The sequence below is a fragment of the Ramlibacter sp. genome (assembly GCF_028291745.1).
Taxonomy (GTDB): domain Bacteria; phylum Pseudomonadota; class Gammaproteobacteria; order Burkholderiales; family Burkholderiaceae_C; genus Ramlibacter.
This window is the reverse complement of sequence record NZ_JAQGNQ010000068.1, coordinates 148,756-170,304: the sequence shown is the minus strand read 5'-3', so window position 1 is coordinate 170,304 and position 21,549 is coordinate 148,756. Positions and strand designations below refer to the sequence as shown.

Genomic DNA, 21,549 nt, shown 5'->3' with positions numbered 1-21,549 from the left:
CCACGACAGCGCATGCACAAGCGCCGCGTGGATTGCGGGTCAAGCCCGCAATGACATCCGCGACCTCAGGAGTGGAACTTCACCACCAGCGGCACGATCAGCAGCGCCACGATGTTGATGATCTTGATCAGCGGGTTCACCGCGGGACCCGCCGTGTCCTTGTAAGGGTCGCCGACGGTGTCGCCCGTGACGGCCGCCTTGTGCGCGTCCGAGCCCTTGCCGCCGTGGTGGCCGTCTTCGATGTACTTCTTGGCGTTGTCCCAGGCGCCGCCGCCCGTGCACATCGAGATCGCCACGAACAGGCCGGTGACGATCGTTCCCATCAACAGGCCGCCGAGTGCCTTCGGTCCGAGCACCAGGCCGACGACGATGGGCACCACCACCGGCAGCAGCGACGGGATCATCATTTCCTTGATCGCCGCCTTGGTGAGCATGTCGACCGCCACGCCGTATTCGGGCTTGGCCGTGCCTTCCATGATGCCCTTGATCTCGCGGAACTGGCGGCGCACTTCGACCACCACCGCGCCGGCCGCGCGGCCCACGGCCTCCATCGCCATCGCCCCGAACAGGTAAGGGATCAGGCCGCCGATGAACAGGCCGATGATCACCATCGGGTCCGACAGGTCGAAGCTCACGTGGCGGCCATAGCTCTCCAGCTTGTGCGTGTAGTCGGCGAACAGCACCAGCGCGGCCAGACCGGCCGAACCGATCGCATAGCCCTTGGTGACCGCCTTGGTGGTGTTGCCCACCGCGTCCAGTGGGTCGGTGATCTCGCGCACCGAGGCGGGCATCTCCGCCATCTCGGCGATGCCGCCGGCGTTGTCCGTGATCGGGCCGTAGGCGTCCAGCGCCACGACGATGCCGGCCATCGACAGCATGGCGGTCGCCGCGATCGCGATGCCGTACAGGCCGGCCAGCCAGTACGAGGTGAAGATGGCCAGGCAGACGCAGACCACCGGCCACGCCGTCGACTTCATCGACACGCCAAGACCCGCGATGATGTTGGTGCCGTGCCCGGTGGTGGAGGCCTGCGCCACGTGCTGCACGGGGGCGTACTGCGTGCCCGTGTAGTACTCGGTGATCCACACCAGCAGGCCGGTGAGGGCAAGGCCGACCACGCAGGCGCCGAACAGCTTCATCTGGCTGCCGGGGACGCCGAGCGCGTTGTCCGGCATCAGCCACTTGGTGACGAAGAAGAAGGCGATCAGCGACAGCACGCCGGCCACGATCAGGCCCTTGTACAGCGCGGGCATCACGTTCTTCATGCCGGGCGAGGCCTTCACGAAGAAGCAGCCGACGATGGAGGCGATGATCGACACCGCGCCCAGGGCCAGCGGGTACATCACGGCATTGGTCGGTGCCGCCGAGATCAGCAGCGCGCCCAGGACCATGGTGGCGATCAGCGTCACCGCGTAAGTCTCGAACAGGTCGGCGGCCATGCCGGCGCAGTCGCCGACGTTGTCGCCCACGTTGTCGGCGATCACCGCGGGGTTGCGCGGATCGTCCTCGGGGATGCCTGCTTCGACCTTGCCCACCAGGTCGGCGCCGACGTCGGCACCCTTGGTGAAGATGCCGCCGCCCAGCCGCGCGAAGATGGAGATCAGCGAGGAGCCGAAGGCAAACCCGATCAGCGGATTGAGCAGCGTGGCGAGCGGCTGGTCTGGCGCCGGGTTGCCGTTGCCGGCGAGGAACCAGTAGAAGCCGGTCACCCCCAGCAGGCCCAGCCCCACCACCAGCATGCCGGTGATGGCGCCGCCGCGGAAGGCGACGTCCAGTGCCGGGCCGATGCCTCGGGTGGCGGCCTGCGCGGTGCGCACGTTGGCGCGCACCGAGACGTTCATGCCGATGAAGCCGCAGGCCCCCGAAAGCACCGCGCCGATGATGAAGCCGACCGCGGTCTGCACGTCGAGGAAGAGGCCGATGAGGATTGCGAGCACGACGCCGACGATGGCGATCGTGCGGTACTGCCGTGCCAGGTAGGCGGCGGCGCCGGCCTGCACGGCGGCGGCGATTTCCTGCATGCGGGCGTTGCCAGCGTCCTGGGCCAGGATCCAGCTGCGGGCCCAGAAGCCGTAGCCCACCGCGGCGAGCGCACACACGAGAGCCAATAACAGCGGCGAATTGCCAGTCATCAAGTTTTCTCCTGTCGTTTCAGTGTCTTTGCGAGGGGGCCAACGCTGCGGAACCCCCGCTGCGTTGCTTCCTCGTGACTCCGTATGGCAGGAGACGATTGGCCAACGGGCGCACTCTAGCAGCAAAGGGTTTACACAGAAACGACAGGCGCCGCGAGATGCGGGGCGCATTGACTAAAATCAGGGTTTCTCCCGATCGCTCAACCAGGCTCCAGACCGAACCCATGTCCCTCGACCTCGTCACCCCCGGCAAGAACGTCCCCGATGCCTTCAACGTGATCATCGAGATCCCGATGAACGCCGACCCCGTGAAGTACGAGGTGGACAAGGAGACCGGCGCGATCTTCGTGGACCGCTTCATGAGCACCGCGATGCACTACCCGACCAACTACGGCTACGTGCCCAGGACGATCAGCGGCGACGGCGACCCGGTGGACGTGCTCGTGATCACGCCGGTGCCGCTGATTCCCGGCGTCGTGGTGCCCTGCCGGCCGATCGGCATCCTGAAGATGGAAGACGAGGCGGGCGAAGACGGCAAGGTGCTGGCCGTGCCGATCGACAAGATCCTGGCGATCTACACGCAGTGGCAGAAGCCGGAAGATCTCAACCCGCTGCGGCTGAAGACCATCGCCCACTTCTTCGAACACTACAAGGACCTGGAGCCCGGCAAGTGGGTGAAGGTGCTGGGCTGGGAAGGGCCCGAGTCCGCACGGCAGGAAGTGCTTCGCGGCATCGAGGCGTACAACAAGGCGAATCCGCAGCAGGGGTGAGTCGGATCCGGCGCTGCCACTTAGGGTTCATGTAGGGTGGATTGCGCGTAGCGCACTCCACCGTCCCCGCGCACGGTGGGATGCCCTGCGGGCAGCCCACCCTACGGATGCCGGAATGGCGAACGTTCCTCGAGGTGTTCCAGGTAGCCCTCGATCCCCCGGTCCTCGCGCGCCAGGAATTTCTCCACCGCGTCGGCAAACGCGGGATGCGCGAGCCAGTGCGCGCTGGTGGTCTTCACCGGCATCAGGGCGCGCGCCATCTTGTGCTCGCCCTGCGCGCCACCCTCGAAGCGCTCGATGCCGTTGGCGATGCACCATTCCAGCGGCTGGTAGTAGCACGCCTCGAAGTGCAGGCAGTCCACGCGCTCCAGCGCACCCCAGTAGCGACCGTAGGCGACCTCGCCGCCGATTCCGATCAGGCTGCTGGCGATCGCCTGGCCCGCGCGTTCGGCGATGAAGAGAAGCCAGTTCTCCGGCATCGTGCCGGCCATGCGCCGGAAGAAGTCGCGGCTCAGGTAGGGCGCGTTGCCGTGCTCCAGGTAGGTGCGCTCGTAGCAGCGGTAGAAGAAATCCCAATCGCGCTCGCCGATCTCCGTGCCCCGCGCATGGCGGAACACCACGCCGGCCTCGGCCACCTTGCGCCGCTCCTGCCGGATCTTCTTGCGCTTGTCCTGGGTGAGGCTGGCGAGGAAGGCGTCGAAGTCCGCGTAAGCGGTGTTCATCCAGTGGAACTGCACCGTGTGCCGCAGCATCAGGCCTGCCTCGCTGCAGGCCTGCACGTCCTCGTCGCTGGCGAACAGCAGGTGCCAGGACGACACCTTCTTCTGCTTGCACCAGGCCAGCAGCGACCGCACCAGGGCCGCACGCGCTGGCGCATCGCGGGCCAGCAGGCGCGGCCCCGGTACCGGCGTGAAGGGCACCGCCGTCAGCGCCTTGGGGTAATAGCGCAGCCCATGCTGTTCGTAGGCATTGGCCCAGGCCCAGTCGAACACGTATTCGCCGTAGGAATGGCTCTTCAGGTACAGCGGGCACGCGGCCTCGAGCTCGCCCTCGCGCCAGAGCGTGAGGAACTGCGGTGTCCACCCCGTGGTGCGCACCGCGCTGCCGCTGTCCTGCATGGCGGCGAGATACTCGTGGCGCATGAAGGGCGAGCCGCCCGCATGCGCGAGCAGCGCGTTCCATCGGCCGGCATCGATCTCCGACGGAAGCAGCACCCGGGTACCATAATCGTTCGAGAGGTCTGGCACGTCTGAAATGGCACTCACAATCTGTACCGCCCAGCTCAATGTCATCGTCGGTGACATGACGGGCAATGCGCAAAAAATCATCGCCGCGGCGCGCACGGCCTACGAGAACGGGGCGCGCCTGGTGCTCACCCCCGAGCTCTCCATCTGCGGTTATCCGGCGGAGGACCTGCTGCTGCGCCCGGCCTTCATCGCTGCCTGCGATGATGCCGTGAAAATGGTGGCCCGCGAGCTCGCGGGGTTGAAGGGGCTGCACGTGGTGGTCGGCCACCCGCGCGGCGGCTCGCTGCGGCGCAAGTCGGTCGAAGTGCAGATGCGCTACAACGCCGCCAGCGTGCTGTGCGAAGGCAAGGTGCTGGAGTCCTATGCCAAGCGCGAACTGCCGAATTACAAGGTGTTCGACGAGTACCGCTACTTCACCCGCGGCCAGGGCACCTGCGTGTTCCAGGTGGAGGACGTGAGCGTCGGCCTGCTGATCTGCGAAGACGCCTGGTTCGAGGAGCCGGCGGAGCTCGCGCGGGTCTCCGGCGCGCAGCTGCTGGTGGTGCCCAACGCGTCCCCCATGCACGTGGGCAAGGTCACCGAGCGCATCGCGCAGATGGCCGAGCGCGCCAAGGCGGTGAACCTGCCCCTGATCTACGCGCACCTCGTGGGCGGACAGGACGAGGTGATCTTCGACGGCGGCTCGTTCGCGGTCAACGCCGACGGCTCGCTGGCGGCGCGGGCGCCGGCCTTCTGCGAGGACCTGTTCTACGTGCAGGCGACGCCCGGTCCGCAGTGCTTCCAGCTGTCCGGTCCGATTGCGCCCGACCTCTCCGACGAGGAGGAGATCTGGCACGCGCTGGTGATGGGCGTGCGCGACTACATCGGCAAGAACGGCTTCCCCGGTGTGCTGCTGGGCCTCTCGGGCGGCATCGATTCCGCGCTGGTGCTGGCCGTCGCGGTCGATGCGCTCGGTGCCGACCGGGTCCGCGCGGTGATGATGCCTTCGCCCTACACGCAGGACATCTCGTGGATCGATGCGCGCGACATGTCCGAGCGCCTGGGCGTGCGCTACGACGAGATCTCGATCAAGCCGGAGTTCGAGGCCTTCAAGCAGTCGCTCGCCAAGGAGTTCGAAGGGCGCGCCGAGGACACCACCGAGGAGAACATCCAGGCGCGCATCCGCGGCGTGCTGCTGATGGCGCTGTCCAACAAGTTCGGCAGCATCGTGCTGACCACCGGCAACAAGAGCGAGATGGCCACCGGCTACTGCACGCTGTACGGCGACATGGCCGGCGGCTTCGCGGTGATCAAGGACCTGCTGAAGACCACCGTGTTCAAGCTCGCGCGCTGGCGCAACGAGAACGATCCCTTCGGCACCGGGCTCAATCCGATCCCCGATCGCATCATCACCCGTCCGCCCAGCGCCGAACTGCGGGCCGACCAGGTGGACCAGGACAGCCTGCCGCCCTACGAGATCCTGGACGCCATCCTCACGCGCTACATGGAGAACGACCAGGGCATCGAGGAGGTCGTGGCCGCCGGCTTTGAACGCGAGGTGGTGGAGCGCGTGGCGCGTCTGGTGCGCATCAACGAATACAAGCGGCGGCAGGCGCCGGTGGGCATCCGTGTCACCCACCGCGGCTTCGGCAAGGATTGGCGCTATCCTATAACCGGCAAGTTCCTGGCTTGAACACTTCGAAAAGTCGCAAGCGACTTTTCGAAGTGGCTAGTCAGTGCAAGGAAGCCTGGCATTTTCAAAACGATCCTGGAGAAGAGTCCCATGAAGCAGATCACCGCCGTCGTCAAACCCTTCAAGCTGGAGGAGGTCCGCGAGGCGTTGGCGGACTGCGGGGTCACGGGGCTGACGGTCACCGAGGTCAAGGGCTTCGGCCGGCAGAAGGGGCACACCGAGCTTTATCGCGGCGCCGAATACGTCGTGGACTTCCTGCCCAAGGTGAAGGTCGAAGTGGTGGTGAAGGACGACGACGTCGACCGCTGCGTCGACGCCATCATCAAGGCCGCGCGCACCGGCAAGATCGGCGACGGCAAGATCTTCATCACCTCGGTCGAGCGCGTGGTGCGCATCCGCACCGGCGAACTCGACGAGTCCGCCGTCTAGATTCGAGACACGTCGGCAGGCCGTGGATCCGCGGCCTGCGCCAGCTTGGCCAGCAGCGCATCCGGATCGCTGCCTACGGTGAGCATGTCGATCTGCCAGTCGTTCATGAAGCCCCTGCGCACGCTGTGCTGCAAAAACTGTAGCAGGCCCTGGTAGTAGCCATCCAGGTCGAGCAGGCCCACCGGCTTGCGGTGGAAATCCAGCACGCGCCAGGTCCACACCTCGAAGAACTCCTCGAAGGTGCCTATGCCTCCGGGCAGCGCCAGGAAGGCGTCGGCGCGCTCGGCCATCATGCTCTTGCGCTGGTGCATGTTGTCCACCACATGCAGCTCGGTGCAATCGCGCTTGGCCCATTCGCGCTGCACCATCGATTGCGGAATCACGCCCACGACCCGCGCGCCGGCGGCCAGTGCCGCATCGGCCAGTGCACCCATGGTGCCGTTGTTGCCGCCGCCGTAGACGAGCTGGCCGCCGTGCTCGCCGATCCAGCGGCCAACCTGCCGGGCGACCTCGATGAAGCGCGGCTCGGCGCCGGGACGCGAGCCGCAATAGACGCAAAGCGAGAAGCTGGGATTCATGCAAAAAAGAAGTTGCGCAGCGCCGCGACCCAGATGCCGCCCGCGAGCAGCAGCGAGAGGAAGACGGCGGCACTGCCCATGTCCTTGGCGCGCTTGGACAAGGGATGGCGTTCGAGACTGATGCGGTCGATGGCCGCCTCGACGCCGGTGTTGAGCAGTTCGACCATCATCACCAGCAGCACCGAGCCGGCCAGCAGGGCGACCTCCACCCAGCTGCGCCCGACCCAGAAGGCCAGCGGCACCAGCACGAAGGACAGGCAGGCTTCCAGCCGGAAGGCGGCCTCCTGCCAGCCGGCACGCAGGCCGGCCATCGAATAGCCGGTGGCGTGCCACACACGGTTGAAGCCGGTGCGGCCTTTCTGCGGGTTGACCGGCTCGTTCAGGGCTTCGTCGCTGCTGGGCATGGGCCCGGATTGTCGCTCAGGGCCGGGCCGCGTCGACCAGCCGGGTGCCGGCCCAGGCGTCGTGCCAGAACTGCCGCTGCGGATGCAAGAGGCTCAGGACCGCCCAGAAGCCGATCCAGCCGAAGAAGATCGCGCCCAGCTGCCACAGCGTGAAGTGGCGCGCGGCCACGCTCGCCAGCGGCGGCAGCACCCAGATCGCGCAAAAGGCGTAGCGCAGCAGCGCGCGGCCCTGCGTGAGCGCGCGCCCCTGGCGGTCGACCACGGCGATGCGCCAGGTCTTCATCGGCAGCGTCTGCCCCTGCGACCAGAAAAAAGAGAAGTAGATGGCGAACACCACCGCCAGGAAACCCTGCAGCAGCCAGCGCCGGCTGTCGATGCCGCTGCGCATCTGGATGGCGACGGAGAACAGCAGGGTGGCGATCAGGCCGACGGCGAACGCCAGGGTGGCCTCGTAGAACCAGCAGGCCATGCGGCGGCGCAGGCTGGGCGCGGCCAGGAGGGAAGGAGAAGTCAAGGGTGGACGGGAGCGACCGGCTGCGGCAGCAGGGTGTTGTTGTCGACCTGGCCGGGCAGGACGGCAATGCGGGCCGCACTGCTGGCCCGGCGCGGCTTGGGGATCCGCGCCAGCTTCTGCTGCGGCCCCGGCTTGACGGCGATCGCGGTGGGCGGGGGCGGCTTGGTCGCGGCCGCCCCGGCGGCGAACTTGCGCTTTTCCTCGGGCGGAAGCGCCTGGTAGGCCTCCCATTTGGCGCGCTTGTCGTTGGGCGACACCGTTTGCGCCTGGGCAAAGTTCAGCCGGGCCAGCGTGCGCTGCTGCGGCGAAAGCGCCGCCCACTCGGTCATGCGGCTATGCAGGAGGGCCTGCTCCGCGGGCGGAAGGCTCGGGTAATTCGCGGACAGCGCCAGCCACTTGCGCTTGTGCGCTTCACCCAGCACCTTCCAGGTGCCGGCCAGGGGGGCAAGCGATTGCTGCTGCAGCGGCGTGAGCTCGGCCCAGGTGGGCTTGGCATCCGTACGTGGGGCGGACGCCGGGCGCACCGCCGCCGTGCGGGCGGGCACCTGCGCCGAGGCCGCGGGCTTGACGGGTTGCGCCACCGTGGTGCCGGCCGGCGCAGTTGCGGCCGCTGGCCCGCTAGGCGTGCCGGGCTGGACCGGGGTGGCTGCCGCGGGCTGCACGGGCGGCGGCAGCGCCGGTTGCGCATGCGCGAGGGCGACTGCCAGCAGGCCGGTGGCGATCAGGGACAGCAGCCGCGCGCGCAAGGTCATCGCCGGACGCGACTCAATCCGCGCCGCCGGCGGACTTCAGGTACTGCGCGAAACCGGGGTCGGCGTAGGCGGCCGGCGGGAGAGCGTCGGTGAGCAGGGCAGCGTCGACTTCGGCCAGCTCGCTGGCGCGGCGGTCCTTCTGCACCGCATGGATCGTCACGAGGCCGGCGGCAAGCACGACCAGCGGCAGCACCGAGGCGATGCGGTTGAACCAGGTGCGCTCGCCGAGGGCGAGCGTGGCGGAGGCGCCGCGGCCGACGACCAGGGGCGCGACCTCGGGCTTCCTGCGGGCGGCAATGGCGCGCACGCGGGCGGCACGCAGGCGCTCGCGCGCCTCGTAGGGGAGCTCGCCCGCGCCGCCGGACAGCCGCAGGGCGACCGCCTGGCCGAACTGGTCGGCCCGGCTCTGGACATGCAGTAGATCCGTGGTGGTCATAATTGGATTCCCTTCGCCTTCAGTGCTTTGCTGAGGGCCGCAACCGCTCGCGAGCAGTGGGTTTTGACACTGCCTTCCGAGCAGCCCATGGCCGCCGCCGTCTCGGCAACGTCCATGTCCTCCCAGTAACGCATCAAAAACGCTTCGCGTTGACGGGCGGGCAGCTCCATGATCTCCGATTCGATCTCGCGCAAGATCTGGGCCCGACGGGTCGAGTCTTCCGCACTTTCGACCTGTTGAGATGGATCGGAGGACGAATAAGTTTCCAGAAGGTCGAAATCGCCGTCCTCGGAGGCCGATTCGAAGTCGCTCAGGTTCGAGAACAGGGCATTGCGGGTCTTCTGCCGGCGAAACCAGTCCAGCGTGCAGTTGGACAGGATGCGCTGGAACAGCATGGGCAGCTCGTTGGGCGGCTTGTCCCCATAGTGCTCGGCCAGCTTCATCATGCTGTCCTGCACGATATCGAGGGCTGCCTCATTGTCGCGTACGTGGTAGACGGTGCGCTTGAAGGCACGCCTCTCGACGCTGAGCAGGAAGTCGGAAAGTTCGCGTTCGGTGGCCAAGGGCGGCGGTTCTGGGCTGGTGTTCTGTCGCGCACAGGCCGCAGCAGCGTCCGGGCAGCCGGAAATTATGGCACTCCTGCAGTCGGGCTTGGGGGCCGTGCGGTCGTGGTGCAATAATGGCGACTGCAAGTCACAGGCAAACGAGTCCTGGTCCGGCGGTGCGACGTGCCCGCCCATGGCCTGGTGCTCTAAGTCCCGACGCGGCCCCACAAGGGCAGGCGAAGGGGCACCCCAAGGTTCGTAGTGCGAAACCCTAAAGGTTGATCATGGAAATCTCCAAGGCGGAGCTCAGCTCCGCGGCCGCCGCCTCGGCGGGCCAGTCCGAAGACCTCCGCGGTGCCGAAATCCTCGTCAAGTGCCTCCAGGCCGAAGGCGTGAAGTACGTCTGGGGTTACCCGGGCGGCGCGGTGCTGCACATCTACGACGCCTTCTACAAGCAGGACACCATCCAGCACGTGCTGGTGCGCCACGAGCAGGCGGCGGTGCATGCGGCCGACGGCTATGCGCGGGCGACCGGCGACGTCGGCGTGGCCCTGGTGACCTCCGGCCCCGGCGTGACCAATGCGGTCACCGGCATCGCCACCGCGTACATGGATTCCACCCCGATGGTGATCGTCACCGGGCAGGTGCCGACGGCCGCGATCGGCCTCGATGCCTTCCAGGAATGCGACACGGTCGGCATCACCCGCCCCATCGTCAAGCACAACTTCCTGGTCAAGGACGTGCGCGACCTCGCCGACGTGATGAAGAAGGCCTTCCACATCGCCCGCAGCGGCCGCCCCGGCCCGGTGGTGGTGGACATCCCCAAGGACGTCTCCTTCAACAAGACCGCCTGGACCGGCTACCCGGACAAGGTGGAGATGCGCTCGTACAAGCCGGTGCACAAGGGCCACGGCGGCCAGATCCGCAAGGCGCTGCAACTGCTGCTGGCGGCCAAGCGCCCGTACATCTATTCCGGTGGCGGCGTGATCCTGGGCAATGCCAGCGAGGAACTGCGCACGCTGGCCAACATGCTGGGCTATCCCTGCACGAACACGCTGATGGGGCTGGGCGCGATTTCCGGCACCGATCCCAAGTTCCTCGGCATGCTGGGCATGCACGGCACGATCGAGGCGAACAACGCGATGCAGAACTGCGACGTGTTGCTGGCCGTGGGTGCGCGTTTCGACGACCGCGTGATCGGCAACCCGAAGCACTTCGCGGCCAGCGACCGCAAGATCATCCACATCGACGTGGATCCTTCCAGCATCTCCAAGCGCGTGAAGGTCGACATCCCGATCGTCGGCGACGTGAAGGAAGTGCTGGCCGAACTGATTTCGCAGATCCGCGAATCGGGCACCAAGCCCGATGCCGCCGCCCTGGGCGGCTGGTGGGAGACCATAGCCGGCTGGCGCAAGAAGGACTGCCTGCGCTACGACCGCGACAACCGCGACGTGATCAAGCCGCAGTACGTGATCGACACGCTGTGGAACATGACCAAGGACGTCGATACCTACATCACGTCCGATGTCGGCCAGCACCAGATGTGGGCCGCGCAGTTCTACAAGTTCCAGGAGCCGCGCCGCTGGATCAACTCCGGCGGCCTGGGCACCATGGGCGTGGGCATTCCGTATGCCATGGGCATCAAGCTGGCCAAGCCGGACTCGGAGGTGTACTGCGTGACGGGCGAAGGCTCGGTGCAGATGTGCATCCAGGAGCTCTCGACCTGCCTGCAGTACAAGACGCCGATCAAGATCGTGTCGCTGAACAACCGCTACCTGGGCATGGTGCGCCAGTGGCAGCAGGTCGATTACGAGGGCCGCTACAGCCACAGCTACATGGACGCGCTGCCCGACTTCGTGAAGCTGGCCGAGGCCTATGGCCACGTCGGCATGCTGATCGAAAAGCCGCAGGACGTGGAACCGGCGCTGCGCGAAGCCCGCAAGCTCAAGGACCGGACGGTCTTCATGGACTTCCGCACCGATCCGACCGAAAACGTCTGGCCGATGGTGAAGGCCGGACAGGGCATCACGCAGATGCTGCTGGGTAGCGAAGACCTCTAATTCAAAACCCAGTATCCGGACGCAGAAGACGCAGAAGTTGCGCAGAAGACGCAAAAGAGACGAGAAGAAATCTCAATGTTTTCTTCTGCGCCTTCTGCGCAACTTCTGCGATTTCTGCGTCCGGTTGTTTGAAGTTTCCCCCCCGCAATCCAAGACGAATCTATTGCCCGCCAAGCCTGCCACTTACCGGTGACAGGGGAGGGCGGCGAAAAGAGGAATCCTCATGAAGCACATCATTGCCGTGCTGCTCGAAAACGAGCCCGGCGCACTTTCCCGCGTGGTGGGCCTGTTCTCGGCCCGCGGCTACAACATCGAATCGCTGACCGTGGCGCCGACGGAAGATCCGTCGCTGTCGCGCATGACGATACAGACCGCGGGTTCCGAGGACGTGATCGAGCAGATCACCAAGCACCTGAACCGCCTGATCGAGGTGGTCAAGGTGGTCGACCTCACCGAAGGCAGCTACACCGAGCGCGAGCTGATGATGGTGAAGGTGCGCGCCGTCGGCAAGGAGCGCGAGGAGATGAAGCGCATGGCGGACATCTTCCGCGGCCGCGTCATCGACGTCACCGACAAGAGCTACACCATCGAACTCACGGGCGACCAGTCCAAGAACGACGCGTTCCTGCAGGCGATCGACCGCAGCGCGATCCTCGAAACCGTCCGCACCGGTGCCAGCGGCATCGGCCGCGGCGAACGCATCCTCCGGGTGTGACCCACCCCCGCATCAACCCATTTTTCTGGAGAGACTCATGAAGGTTTATTACGACAAGGACTGTGACCTGAGCCTGATCAAGGGCAAGACGGTTGCCATCATCGGCTACGGCTCGCAAGGCCACGCGCACGCGCAGAACCTGAACGACAGCGGCGTCAAGGTGATCGTCGGCCTGCGCAAGGGCGGCGCCAGCTGGCCGAAGGTGGAGAAGGCCGGCCTGAAGGTCGCCGAAGTGGGCGAGGCCGTGAAGTCCGCCGACGTCGTGATGATCCTGCTGCCCGACGAGCAGATCGCCACCGTGTACAAGAACGACGTCGAGCCGAACATCAAGCAAGGCGCTTCGCTCGCCTTCGCGCACGGTTTCAACGTGCACTACGGCCAGGTCGTGCCCCGCGCCGACCTCGACGTGTGGATGGTCGCGCCGAAGGCGCCGGGCCACACGGTGCGCAGCACCTACACCCAAGGCGGCGGCGTGCCCCACCTGGTGGCCGTGCAGGCCGACAAGAGCGGCAAGGCCCGTGACCTCGCCCTGTCGTACGCGATGGCCAACGGTGGCGGCAAGGCCGGCATCATCGAGACCAACTTCCGCGAAGAGACCGAGACCGACCTGTTCGGCGAGCAGGCCGTGCTGTGCGGCGGCACCGTCGAACTGATCAAGGCCGGCTACGAGACGCTGGTGGAAGCCGGCTACGCGCCCGAGATGGCCTACTTCGAGTGCCTGCACGAGCTGAAGCTGATCGTGGACCTGATCTACGAAGGCGGCATCGCGAACATGAACTATTCGATCTCCAACAACGCGGAGTACGGCGAGTACGTCACGGGCCCGCGCATCATCACCGAGGAGACCAGGAAGGTGATGAAGCAGGTGCTCAAGGACATCCAGACCGGCGAGTACGCCAAGAGCTTCATCCTCGAGAACCGCGCCGGCGCCCCGACGCTGCAGTCGCGCCGCCGCCTGAACGCGGAGAGCTCGATCGAAGTGGTGGGCGAGCAGCTGCGCGCGATGATGCCCTGGATCAAGAAGAACAAGCTGGTCGACCAGACCCGCAACTGACATCGAAAGGGCGGCCACGGCCGCCGTTCGATGTCATCCCGGCGCAGGCCGGGATCCATGCGAACTGACAAGGCGGCCACGGCCCCCTTTGGATGTCATCCCGGCGCAGGCCGAGATCCATGCGTCCGCACCAAGCCGCCTCCGGGCGGCTTCTGTTTTCGGGCTTCGGCGTCCCTATACACTTGCCGAATGCACGATGGACATGAGGACGAGATGCCGGAGGAGGGCGTGGTGGTGCGCAAGCGCCGCAAGGGCATCTACATCCTGCCCAACCTTTTCACGCTGGCCGCCTTGTTCGGCGGCTTCTATGCCGTGGTGATGGCCATGAACGGCCGCTTCGACCTGGCCGCCACCGGCGTCTTCTGCGCCATGGTGCTCGATGCGCTCGATGGCCGCGTCGCCCGCATGACCAACACGCAGAGCGCCTTCGGCGAGCAGATGGATTCGCTCTCCGACATGGTGTCCTTCGGCGCCGCGCCCGCACTGATCGCCTACGAATGGGCGCTCAAGGGGCTGGGCCGCTGGGGCTGGATCGCCGCCTTCGTCTATTGCGCGTGCGCCGCGTTGCGCCTGGCACGCTTCAACGTCAACACCGGCGTGGTGGACAAGCGCTACTTCCAGGGCCTGCCTTCGCCGGCGGGGGCCGCGCTGGTCACGGGGTTCATCTGGCTGATGACGGAATATGAAGTCAAGCCCTACGACGTCGCGTGGGTGATGTTCGCGGTGGCGCTGTACGCGGGCCTCACGATGGTGACCAACGTGCCGTTCTACAGCTTCAAGGACATCCACATGAAGAAGAGCGTGCCCTTCGCGGTGATCGTGCTGATCGCGCTGGGCATCGCCGTGATCAACATCTATCCGCCCGCCGTGCTGTTCGCGATCTTCGTGGTGTATGGCCTGTCCGGCTACGGCGTCTACTTCTGGCGCAAGTCGCGCGGCGAACGCGCCAGCATGATCAGCACGTCGACCGACGAGCCCGAAGAGTCGGGTTTGCATCGCTAGAAAACCCTGATGCGGAGCGCTGGATGCCCTGTGCTACAGTTGATGCCATGAACCGCATTGCGCTGGCCCTACTGCTATCCCCCCACGGGCGGAGACGGTAGAGCGCGCGCGCTTCAATTCCATTTCACGGCCCGTTTGCACCAGCAGCGGGCCGTTTTCATTGGGGCTGCCGGTACCACCATCCTTGACAGCGAGACCACCATGCCCATGTTGCCCAACCCCGCCAGCAAGTACCGCCCGTTCGCACCGGTGCGCCTGACCGACCGCACCTGGCCGGACGCGGTGCTGACCAGGCCGCCCGTGTGGTGCAGCGTCGACCTGCGTGACGGCAACCAGGCGCTGATCGAGCCCATGGACATTCCGCGCAAGCTGCGCATGTTCCAGGCGCTGGTGGCCATCGGCTTCAAGGAGATCGAGGTCGGCTTCCCCTCGGCCTCACAGGTCGAATTCGATTTCCTGCGCAAGCTGATCGACGAGGACCTGATCCCGGCGGACGTCACCATCCAGGTGCTGACGCAGGCGCGCGAGCCCTTGATCCGCCGCACCTTCGAGGCGCTGCAGGGTGCGCGCCGCGCGATCGTCCACCTGTACAACGCCACTGCGCCGGTGATGCGCAAGGTGGTGCTGGGGCTGGACGAGGACGGCATCGTCGAACTCGCCAGCTCGCAGGCCCGGCTGTTCAAGGAACTGGCGGCGCTGCAGCCGAAGACAGAGTGGATCTTCCAGTATTCGCCCGAGATGTTCTCAGGCACCGAGCTCGCCTTCGCCAGGCGGGTGGTCGATGCGGTGACCGAGGTCTGGCAGCCCACGCCCGAGCGCAAGTGCATCGTCAACCTGCCTTCGACGGTGGAGCACTCCACGCCGAACATCTTCGCGGACATGATCGAGTGGATGCACCGGCACCTCGCGCGCCGCGACAGCATCGTGCTGTCGGTGCACCCGCACAACGACCGCGGCACCGGCACGGCCGCCGGTGAGTTCGCGGTGATGGCGGGCGCCGATCGCCTTGAAGGGTGCCTCTTCGGCAATGGCGAGCGCACCGGCAACCTCGACCTCGTCAACGTGGCGCTGAACCTCTATAGCCAGGGTGTGCATCCGGGCCTGGACTTCTCCGACATCGACGAGATCCGCCGCACCGTGGAGCACTGCAACCAGTTGCCCGTGCATCCGCGCCATCCCTATGTGGGCGACCTGGTCTACACCTCCTTCTCCGGCTCGCACCAGGACGCGATCAAGAAAGCCTTCGCGGCGCGCAAAGCGGAGGACCTCTGGGACATGCCCTACCTGCCGATCGACCCCAAGGACCTGGGCCGCAGCTACGAGGCCGTGATCCGCGTCAACAGCCAGTCGGGCAAGGGCGGCATCTCCTATCTGCTCGAGGCGGAGTACGGCCTCGAGCTGCCGCGCCGCCTGCAGATCGAATTCAGCCAGATCGTGCAGGCCGTGATGGACGCCAGCGGCAAGGAGCTTTCGGCGCAAGACCTGTGGTCGCTGTTCCAGCGCGAGTACCGCGTCGACCAGGCTACCGTGGTGCACCAGGTGCTGGAGTCCGAGGCGGACGACGTGGTGGCACTCACCGCCGACGTGCGCCTGGGCGAGCGGACGCTGGTCGTGCGCGGCGGCGGCAACGGCCCCATCGATGCCTTCGTCGAGGGCCTGAGCCACGCCACGGGCGAAACCATCCGCGTGCTCGATTACCATGAGCATGCGATCGCCTCCGGGGCCGACGCGCGTGCCGTCGCCTACCTCGAGCTGCGCTTCGGCGAGCGGACGCTGTTCGGCGTCGGCATGGATGCCAACATCGTGTCCGCCTCGCTCAAGGCGATCGTCTCCGGGCTGCAGCGCGCCGGCCTGGCCACCGAACATCAGGAATCGACATGGCAGACCAACTGATCATCTTCGACACCACCTTGCGCGACGGCGAGCAGTCGCCCGGCGCCTCGATGACCAAGGACGAGAAGCTGCGCATCGCGCGCCAGCTCGAACGCCTCAAGGTGGACGTGATCGAGGCGGGTTTCGCTGCCAGCTCCAATGGCGACTTCGAGGCCGTGCAGGCGATCGCTCAGGCGATCAAGGACTCCACGATCTGCTCGCTGTCGCGCGCCAACGATCGCGACATCACCCGCGCCGCCGAAGCGCTCAAGGGCGCCAATCGCGCGCGCATCCACACCTTCATCGCCACCTCGCCGCTGCACATGGAGAAGAAGCTGCGGATGACGCCCGAGCAGGTGCTGGAGCAGTCTCGGCTGTCCGTGCGCTTCGCGCGCAATCTGTGCGAGGACGTCGAGTTCTCGCCGGAGGACGGTTATCGCAGCGAACCCGATTTCCTGTGTCGCGTGCTCGAGGCGGTGATCGCCGAGGGCGCGACCACCATCAACGTGCCCGATACGGTGGGCTACGCGGTGCCCGAGCTGTACGGCACCTTCCTGAAGAACCTGCGCGAACGCATCCCGAACTCGGACAAGGCGATCTGGTCGGTGCACTGCCACAACGACCTCGGCATGGCCGTGGCCAACTCGCTGGCCGGCGTGAAGATCGGTGGCGCCCGGCAGGTCGAATGCACGATCAACGGCCTGGGCGAGCGGGCGGGCAACTGCTCGCTCGAGGAGGTCGTGATGGCCGTGAAGACGCGCAAGGACTACTTCGGCCTGGACATCAACATCGACACGCAGCACATCCTGGCGGCCAGCCGCATGGTCAGCCAGACCACGGGCTTCGTGGTGCAGCCGAACAAGGCCGTGGTCGGCGCCAATGCCTTCGCCCATGCGAGCGGCATCCACCAGGACGGCGTGCTCAAGGCGCGCGACACCTACGAGATCATGCGGGCCGAGGACGTGGGCTGGTCGGCCAACAAGATCGTGCTGGGCAAGCTGTCGGGACGCAACGCCTTCAAGCAGCGGCTGCTGGAGCTGGGCGCGCAACTCGAGAGCGAGGCCGAGATCAACCTGGCTTTCACCCGGTTCAAGGAGCTGGCCGATCGCAAGAGCGAGATCTTCGACGAGGACATCCTGGCGCTGGTCAGCGTCGACGTTGCGCACGAACAGGAGAGCTACCGGCTCGTGTCGCTGCGCCAGCACAGCGAGACCGGCGAGCGCCCGCACGCCGAGGTGATCTTCACGGCCGAGGGCAGGGAGGTCCGGGGCGAGGCCGACGGCAACGGCCCGGTGGACGCCTCGCTCAAGGCCATCGAAAGCCAGGTGAACAGTGGCGCCGAGATGGTGCTGTATTCCGTCAACGCGATCAGCGGCTCGACCGAAAGCCAGGGCGAAGTGACGGTGCGGCTGCAGAACTCGGGCCGAGTGGTCAATGGCGTGGGCGCCGATCCGGACATCGTGGTCGCCTCGGCCAAGGCCTACCTCAGCGCCTTGAACAAGCTCCGCAGCAAGGTCGAACGGGTCGCCGCGCAGGGCGGCGGCAATGTCTAGGGATTTCCCCCAAGCTTCGCCTCAGCCATTAACTACGCCTCCTAAGTCATTGATTTTTTGTAAATACTGCACGTGACGGTACACGGCAGACGTACACTCGCGGCTGAGGGTGTCAGTCGTTTCCTACACCCCGGACGTCGTTCCAGGAGTACCGAGCTTGAACCGAATCGTGCACACCGCCGCGCTTGCCGCCCTGGCCCTGGCTCTGCTGCCTGCGGGCGCGCACGCGACCGTCAAGAAGGTCGCCCACAAGGAAATCACCAGCATCGTCAAGCGCCACCACGGCGGCCGGGTGTATGCGGTGGTGCGGCCCAGCTCCCGGCATGTGCACGCCTCCGTGGTGCGCATCGTCCCCGCCAGGCCCTCCTTCGGCCAGCTCGCCGGCCTGCATGCCACGCAGGATGAGCTCGACCTGAAGTCCAGCGTCGCGCTCGTGATCGACCAGGACACCCGCGAGGTACTGCTGCGCAAGAACGACTCGGCGGTGCTGCCGATCGCGTCGATCACCAAGCTCATGACCGGCCTGATCCTGAGCGAGGCCAAGCTGCCGATGGACGAGCGGATTACCATCACCGAAGACGACGTCGACACCGAGAAGTTCAGCAGCTCCCGCCTGAAAGTCGGCACCACGCTGGCGCGGGGCGAACTGATGCACCTGGCGTTGATGTCCAGCGAGAACCGCGCCGCGCACGCGCTGGGCCGCACCTATCCCGGTGGCCTGAGCGCCTTCGTCGAGGCCATGAACCAGCGCGCCAAGCTGCTGGGCATGAACGACACGCACTATGTCGAACCGACCGGCCTGTCCAGCCGCAACCAGTCCAGCGCGCAAGACTTGGCGCGCCTAGTGGCGACGGCCTCGCAGGACAAGTTGCTCAGCGAACTGACCACCTCGCCCGAACACGACGTCGAGATCGGCAACCGCACTCTCGCGTTCCACACGACCAACCGCCTGGTGCGCAGCCCGGCCTGGGACATCCTGGTGCAGAAAACCGGCTACATCAACGAGGCTGGCCAGTGCCTGGTGATGTCGGCGAGGGTCGCGGGCCGCAAGCTGATCATGGTATTCCTCGACTCCGCCGGCAAACTCAGCCGCATCGCTGACGCCGAACGCGTGCGCAGATGGGTCGAAACCCACGCGCCTTCCGGTGTGCCGCTGCCCGCCGCGGGTGGGAATACGGTGGTCCGGCAAGTGAGCAGCTGAGGGGCCGCGAAGAAAACCAGATATCCGGACGCAGAAGGCGCGGAAGTTTCGCAGAAGGCGCAAAAAAAACCTCCAATGGATTCGTCCTTGGAGGTTTTCTCTTTTGCGCCTTCTGCGTGACTTCTGCGTCTTCTGCGTCCGGTGGCTGCTTGTTGCCGGCGCTCGACTCTCAGGCAGCCAGTCGCTGCGTCGGCGGCTTGTAGCCAAGAGCCGCGGAGATCTGCTCCGCGGTCGTCTGCAGCTTGGCCAGCCAGTTCTCGTCCAGGCGATCGGCCGGGGCGGAGATCGACAGGCCGGCCACCAGCTTGGCCTGGTCGTCGTAGATGCCGGCCGCCATGCAGCGCACACCCAGTTCCAGTTCCTCGTTGTCGCGCGCGATCCCGTACTGCCGCGCCTTCGCAAGCTCTCGCTCCAGCAGGGGCAATTGCGTGATGCTGTTCTTCGTGTGGCCGGCGAGCCCGGTGCGCGTGGCATAGGCACGCACGCGCGTGGCTTCGTCGGCCGCGAGGAACAGCTTGCCGGTGGAGGTGAGGTGCAAGGGCGCGCGGCCACCGATGGCACGCACCACCTGCATGCCCGAGCGCTCGCTGTAGGCGCGCTCGACGTAGATGATCTCGTCGCCCTGCCGCACGCTCAGGTTCACCGGCTGCTGGATCTCCTTGTGCAACTCGCGCATGGGCAGCAGCGCCGCGTCGCGCACGTTCAGGCGTCCCTTGACCATGTTGCCCAGTTCGAGCAGCCGCATGCCCAGGCGATAGCTGCCGGCCTCGGGCCGATCGACGAAGCGGCCGGTGGCCAGGTCGTTCAGGATGCGGTGCGTGGTGGAGGGGTGCAGGCCCGTCTTCGCGCTGATCTCCTTCAGGGAGATCGCTTCCTCGCGCGAGGCCAGCACATCGATCAACGCGAACATGCGCTCGATCACCTGGATGGTCGGCGTGGCCTGGCCTTGGGAGTCTTTGTTTCGCATGGGCGTTACCTTTTTGCCCATTTTATCTTGTGAAACGCTGGCGCGGGCGCGGCGTTCAGGAAGCGTTGCTTTGCCCCCGCTTCCACTCGCCATCGAGCAGCACTTCGTTCGGCTCGAAGCGTGCCTTGTAGTTCATCTTCGGGCTCTCGGAGATCCAGTAGCCCAGGTAGACGTGCGGCAGCTTCAGCCGCTTGGCCTGGTCGATCTGCCACAGCACGCTGTACGTGCCGTAGCTCGCGGCGTCGTCGGGTTCGTAGAAGGTATAGACCGCGGAGATGCCGTCGTTCAGCACGTCGAGGATGGACACCATGCGCAGCGCTCCCGGGCTGCCGTCGGGGTTCTTCTCGCGGAATTCGACCAGCCGCGAGTTCACCCGGCTTTGCAGCAGGAACTGGGTGTACTGGTCGATGCTGTCGTGGTCCATCCCGCCGCCGGCGTGCCGGCCGGTCTGGTAGCGCAGATAGAGGTGGTAGTGCTCGGGCACGAAGCACAGCTTGAGCACGCGCGCCTGCAGGTTGCCGTGGCGCGTCCAGGCGCGGCGCTGGCTGCGGTTGGGATGAAAGCCGTCGACCACCACGCGCAGCGGCACGCAGGCGCGGCAACCGTCGCAGTACGGCCGGTATGTGAACATGCCACTGCGGCGAAAGCCGCCGGTGACGAGGTCCGAATACGCGTCGTTGTGGATCAGGTGGCTGGGCGTGGCTACCTGCGAACGGGCCTGCTTGCCCGGCAGGTAGCTGCAGGGGTAGGGCGCCGTTGCGTAGAACTGCAGCGTCTGGAGCGGAAGATCCTTGAGGTGCGTCACGCAGATGTGGAAAGCGGCAGGACTGAATTCCAGTATACGGGTTCGAATTGCCACGCAGCAGGGGGTCGCCGTCCCTGCACGGCCACTTGTTGTACAAATTCCGCCCTCGGGACCTCGTGGGCACCCAGGGAGGCGAGATGGCGGGTGTTCTGCTGGCAGTCCACCACCGGCACCTGCGCCTGCCGGCACCAAGCCACCAGCGCCGCCAGTGCGATCTTGGAGCCGTCCGGCACGCGGGTGAACATCGACTCGCCAAAGACCGCGCGGCCGATCACCACGCAATAGAGGCCGCCGACCAGCCGGCCGTCGATCCAGGTCTCGACGCTGTGCGCGAAGCCGGCGCGATGGAAAGCCTGGTAGGCCGAGACCATGGCCGGGACGATCCAGGTGCCGGATTGCCCCGGGCGGTCGCTGGTGGCGCAGGCGCGGATCACCGCGTCGAAGTCGGAGTCGAAGCGGATCTCGCAGCGCGGGTCTGCCGCGAAGCGGGCAACGGTCTTGCGCAGCGACCGGTGCAGCCGGAATTCGTCGGTGAACAGCACCATGCGGGGATCGGTGCTCCACCACAGGATCGGCTGGCCTTCGCTGAACCAGGGAAAGATCGCGCTGGCATAGGCGCGCTGCAGGCTGTCGACGTCCAGTGCACCGCCGGCCGCGAGCAGGCCGGGGGCGGGTTGCCTGGCGTCCCAGGCCTGGGAGGGATCGGGAAAGGGGTCGCCGGGATGGAGCCAGGGCAGGTGCATCTTGGAAGCGGGGGCGTCAACGCCTGCCCATTGTGCCGCCGTCGAGGGGCGGACGGTCGCACGCGTACGCCGGCCCCGACGCGCCGCCGCCGGCATCC

The 21,549-nt window shown here is 66.4% G+C and carries 21 protein-coding genes; 10 read left to right on the top strand and 11 right to left on the bottom strand.

What is annotated here, in order from left to right:
* Window positions 1–65 precede the first annotated feature (65 nt).
* A complete protein-coding gene (locus JWP60_RS13175; protein ID WP_299791799.1) occupies window positions 66–2,132 on the bottom strand; it encodes a sodium-translocating pyrophosphatase in 2,067 nt (688 codons plus the stop codon).
* A 224-nt stretch (window positions 2,133–2,356) separates the two neighbouring features.
* Between JWP60_RS13175 and ppa the strand changes: the two genes are divergently transcribed.
* On the top strand, window positions 2,357–2,902 hold the full coding sequence (ppa, locus tag JWP60_RS13170) for an inorganic diphosphatase (RefSeq protein WP_299791796.1): 546 nt from the start codon (window positions 2,357–2,359) through the stop codon (window positions 2,900–2,902).
* A gap of 101 nt (window positions 2,903–3,003) precedes the next feature.
* On the opposite strand, the gene JWP60_RS13165 is transcribed toward ppa, so the two are convergent.
* On the bottom strand, window positions 3,004–4,194 hold the full coding sequence (locus JWP60_RS13165) for a GNAT family N-acetyltransferase (RefSeq protein ID WP_299791793.1): 1,191 nt from the start codon (window positions 4,192–4,194) through the stop codon (window positions 3,004–3,006).
* Here JWP60_RS13165 and JWP60_RS13160 point away from each other — a divergent pair.
* On the top strand, window positions 4,157–5,821 hold the full coding sequence (locus tag JWP60_RS13160; protein ID WP_299791790.1) for an NAD+ synthase: 1,665 nt from the start codon (window positions 4,157–4,159) through the stop codon (window positions 5,819–5,821). The two genes, JWP60_RS13165 and JWP60_RS13160, sit on opposite strands and share 38 nt — an antisense overlap.
* Before the next feature lie 90 nt (window positions 5,822–5,911).
* A complete protein-coding gene (locus tag JWP60_RS13155; RefSeq protein ID WP_299791787.1) occupies window positions 5,912–6,250 on the top strand; it encodes a P-II family nitrogen regulator in 339 nt (112 codons plus the stop codon).
* Here the strand turns inward: JWP60_RS13155 and JWP60_RS13150 are convergent.
* From JWP60_RS13150 to JWP60_RS13125, 6 genes are read right to left on the bottom strand one after another with little or no spacing between them, the layout of a single operon-like run.
* Window positions 6,247–6,828 (bottom strand): TIGR00730 family Rossman fold protein, encoded by a 582-nt coding sequence (locus JWP60_RS13150; protein WP_299791784.1) that lies wholly within the window; start codon window positions 6,826–6,828, stop codon window positions 6,247–6,249. The two genes, JWP60_RS13155 and JWP60_RS13150, sit on opposite strands and share 4 nt — an antisense overlap.
* Window positions 6,825–7,232, bottom strand: coding sequence for a diacylglycerol kinase (locus tag JWP60_RS13145; protein WP_299791781.1), 408 nt, complete (start codon window positions 7,230–7,232; stop codon window positions 6,825–6,827). Before JWP60_RS13145 ends, JWP60_RS13150 begins: the two co-directional genes overlap by 4 nt.
* 16 nt (window positions 7,233–7,248) lie before the next feature.
* Window positions 7,249–7,746 carry an RDD family protein gene (locus tag JWP60_RS13140; RefSeq protein WP_299791778.1) on the bottom strand — a complete coding sequence of 166 codons (498 nt, stop codon included), beginning with the start codon at window positions 7,744–7,746 and terminating at the stop codon, window positions 7,249–7,251.
* Window positions 7,743–8,498 carry a DUF3106 domain-containing protein gene (locus tag JWP60_RS13135; RefSeq protein ID WP_299791775.1) on the bottom strand — a complete coding sequence of 252 codons (756 nt, stop codon included), beginning with the start codon at window positions 8,496–8,498 and terminating at the stop codon, window positions 7,743–7,745. Before JWP60_RS13135 ends, JWP60_RS13140 begins: the two co-directional genes overlap by 4 nt.
* A 13-nt stretch (window positions 8,499–8,511) precedes the next feature.
* The gene (locus JWP60_RS13130) at window positions 8,512–8,934 is read right to left on the bottom strand and encodes a DUF3619 family protein (RefSeq protein WP_299791773.1); all 423 of its coding nucleotides are present in this window, start codon (window positions 8,932–8,934) and stop codon (window positions 8,512–8,514) included.
* The gene (locus JWP60_RS13125; protein WP_299791770.1) at window positions 8,931–9,497 is read right to left on the bottom strand and encodes an RNA polymerase sigma factor; all 567 of its coding nucleotides are present in this window, start codon (window positions 9,495–9,497) and stop codon (window positions 8,931–8,933) included. Before JWP60_RS13125 ends, JWP60_RS13130 begins: the two co-directional genes overlap by 4 nt.
* Window positions 9,498–9,763: 266 nt before the next feature.
* On the opposite strand from JWP60_RS13125, the gene JWP60_RS13120 reads away from it, so the two are divergent.
* The 7 genes from JWP60_RS13120 (at window position 9,764) to JWP60_RS13090 (ending at window position 18,936) form a co-directional block, all read left to right on the top strand.
* On the top strand, window positions 9,764–11,539 hold the full coding sequence (locus tag JWP60_RS13120) for an acetolactate synthase 3 catalytic subunit (protein WP_299791767.1): 1,776 nt from the start codon (window positions 9,764–9,766) through the stop codon (window positions 11,537–11,539).
* Between the two features lie 223 nt (window positions 11,540–11,762).
* Entirely contained in the window at window positions 11,763–12,254 is a 492-nt protein-coding gene (ilvN, locus tag JWP60_RS13115) for an acetolactate synthase small subunit (RefSeq protein WP_299791764.1), read from the top strand.
* Between the two features lie 37 nt (window positions 12,255–12,291).
* Window positions 12,292–13,308 carry a ketol-acid reductoisomerase gene (gene ilvC, locus JWP60_RS13110; RefSeq protein WP_299791761.1) on the top strand — a complete coding sequence of 339 codons (1,017 nt, stop codon included), beginning with the start codon at window positions 12,292–12,294 and terminating at the stop codon, window positions 13,306–13,308.
* A gap of 189 nt (window positions 13,309–13,497) precedes the next feature.
* Window positions 13,498–14,310: a CDP-diacylglycerol--serine O-phosphatidyltransferase gene (pssA, locus tag JWP60_RS13105; protein ID WP_299791758.1), complete on the top strand. Its 813-nt coding sequence runs from the start codon at window positions 13,498–13,500 to the stop codon at window positions 14,308–14,310.
* 207 nt (window positions 14,311–14,517) lie between these two features.
* A complete protein-coding gene (gene leuA / locus JWP60_RS13100) occupies window positions 14,518–16,203 on the top strand; it encodes a 2-isopropylmalate synthase (protein WP_299791755.1) in 1,686 nt (561 codons plus the stop codon).
* Window positions 16,188–17,735: a 2-isopropylmalate synthase gene (locus JWP60_RS13095; RefSeq protein ID WP_299791752.1), complete on the top strand. Its 1,548-nt coding sequence runs from the start codon at window positions 16,188–16,190 to the stop codon at window positions 17,733–17,735. The genes leuA and JWP60_RS13095 overlap by 16 nt, the downstream gene beginning before the upstream one ends.
* Before the next feature lie 157 nt (window positions 17,736–17,892).
* Entirely contained in the window at window positions 17,893–18,936 is a 1,044-nt protein-coding gene (locus JWP60_RS13090) for a serine hydrolase (RefSeq protein WP_299791749.1), read from the top strand.
* Between the two features lie 169 nt (window positions 18,937–19,105).
* Here the strand turns inward: JWP60_RS13090 and JWP60_RS13085 are convergent, their stop codons facing one another.
* The 3 genes from JWP60_RS13085 to aat are packed head-to-tail and all read right to left on the bottom strand — an operon-like array spanning window position 19,106 to window position 21,451.
* Window positions 19,106–19,903, bottom strand: a complete 798-nt coding sequence (locus JWP60_RS13085; protein WP_299791746.1) for an IclR family transcriptional regulator — start codon at window positions 19,901–19,903, stop codon at window positions 19,106–19,108.
* A 55-nt stretch (window positions 19,904–19,958) separates the two neighbouring features.
* Complete coding sequence (locus JWP60_RS13080) at window positions 19,959–20,708, bottom strand: arginyltransferase (protein ID WP_299791743.1); 750 nt, start codon at window positions 20,706–20,708, stop codon at window positions 19,959–19,961.
* The gene (aat, locus tag JWP60_RS13075) at window positions 20,705–21,451 is read right to left on the bottom strand and encodes a leucyl/phenylalanyl-tRNA--protein transferase (RefSeq protein WP_299791740.1); all 747 of its coding nucleotides are present in this window, start codon (window positions 21,449–21,451) and stop codon (window positions 20,705–20,707) included. Before aat ends, JWP60_RS13080 begins: the two co-directional genes overlap by 4 nt.
* Between the last annotated feature and the right edge of the window lie 98 nt (window positions 21,452–21,549).

What these genes read in the sequence shown, in the direction of transcription:
- JWP60_RS13175 (WP_299791799.1), bottom strand. Translation starts at nt 2,132, where the DNA reads ATGACTGGCAATTCGCCGCTGTTATTGGCTCTCGTGTGTGCGCTCGCC.
- ppa (WP_299791796.1), top strand. Translation starts at nt 2,357, where the DNA reads ATGTCCCTCGACCTCGTCACCCCCGGCAAGAACGTCCCCGATGCCTTC.
- JWP60_RS13160 (WP_299791790.1), top strand. Translation starts at nt 4,157, where the DNA reads ATGGCACTCACAATCTGTACCGCCCAGCTCAATGTCATCGTCGGTGAC.
- JWP60_RS13165 (WP_299791793.1), bottom strand. Translation starts at nt 4,194, where the DNA reads ATGACATTGAGCTGGGCGGTACAGATTGTGAGTGCCATTTCAGACGTG.
- JWP60_RS13155 (WP_299791787.1), top strand. Translation starts at nt 5,912, where the DNA reads ATGAAGCAGATCACCGCCGTCGTCAAACCCTTCAAGCTGGAGGAGGTC.
- JWP60_RS13150 (WP_299791784.1), bottom strand. Translation starts at nt 6,828, where the DNA reads ATGAATCCCAGCTTCTCGCTTTGCGTCTATTGCGGCTCGCGTCCCGGC.
- JWP60_RS13145 (WP_299791781.1), bottom strand. Translation starts at nt 7,232, where the DNA reads ATGCCCAGCAGCGACGAAGCCCTGAACGAGCCGGTCAACCCGCAGAAA.
- JWP60_RS13135 (WP_299791775.1), bottom strand. Translation starts at nt 8,498, where the DNA reads ATGACCTTGCGCGCGCGGCTGCTGTCCCTGATCGCCACCGGCCTGCTG.
- JWP60_RS13130 (WP_299791773.1), bottom strand. Translation starts at nt 8,934, where the DNA reads ATGACCACCACGGATCTACTGCATGTCCAGAGCCGGGCCGACCAGTTC.
- JWP60_RS13120 (WP_299791767.1), top strand. Translation starts at nt 9,764, where the DNA reads ATGGAAATCTCCAAGGCGGAGCTCAGCTCCGCGGCCGCCGCCTCGGCG.
- ilvN (WP_299791764.1), top strand. Translation starts at nt 11,763, where the DNA reads ATGAAGCACATCATTGCCGTGCTGCTCGAAAACGAGCCCGGCGCACTT.
- ilvC (WP_299791761.1), top strand. Translation starts at nt 12,292, where the DNA reads ATGAAGGTTTATTACGACAAGGACTGTGACCTGAGCCTGATCAAGGGC.
- pssA (WP_299791758.1), top strand. Translation starts at nt 13,498, where the DNA reads ATGCACGATGGACATGAGGACGAGATGCCGGAGGAGGGCGTGGTGGTG.
- leuA (WP_299791755.1), top strand. Translation starts at nt 14,518, where the DNA reads ATGTTGCCCAACCCCGCCAGCAAGTACCGCCCGTTCGCACCGGTGCGC.
- JWP60_RS13095 (WP_299791752.1), top strand. Translation starts at nt 16,188, where the DNA reads ATGGCAGACCAACTGATCATCTTCGACACCACCTTGCGCGACGGCGAG.
- JWP60_RS13085 (WP_299791746.1), bottom strand. Translation starts at nt 19,903, where the DNA reads ATGCGAAACAAAGACTCCCAAGGCCAGGCCACGCCGACCATCCAGGTG.
- aat (WP_299791740.1), bottom strand. Translation starts at nt 21,451, where the DNA reads ATGCACCTGCCCTGGCTCCATCCCGGCGACCCCTTTCCCGATCCCTCC.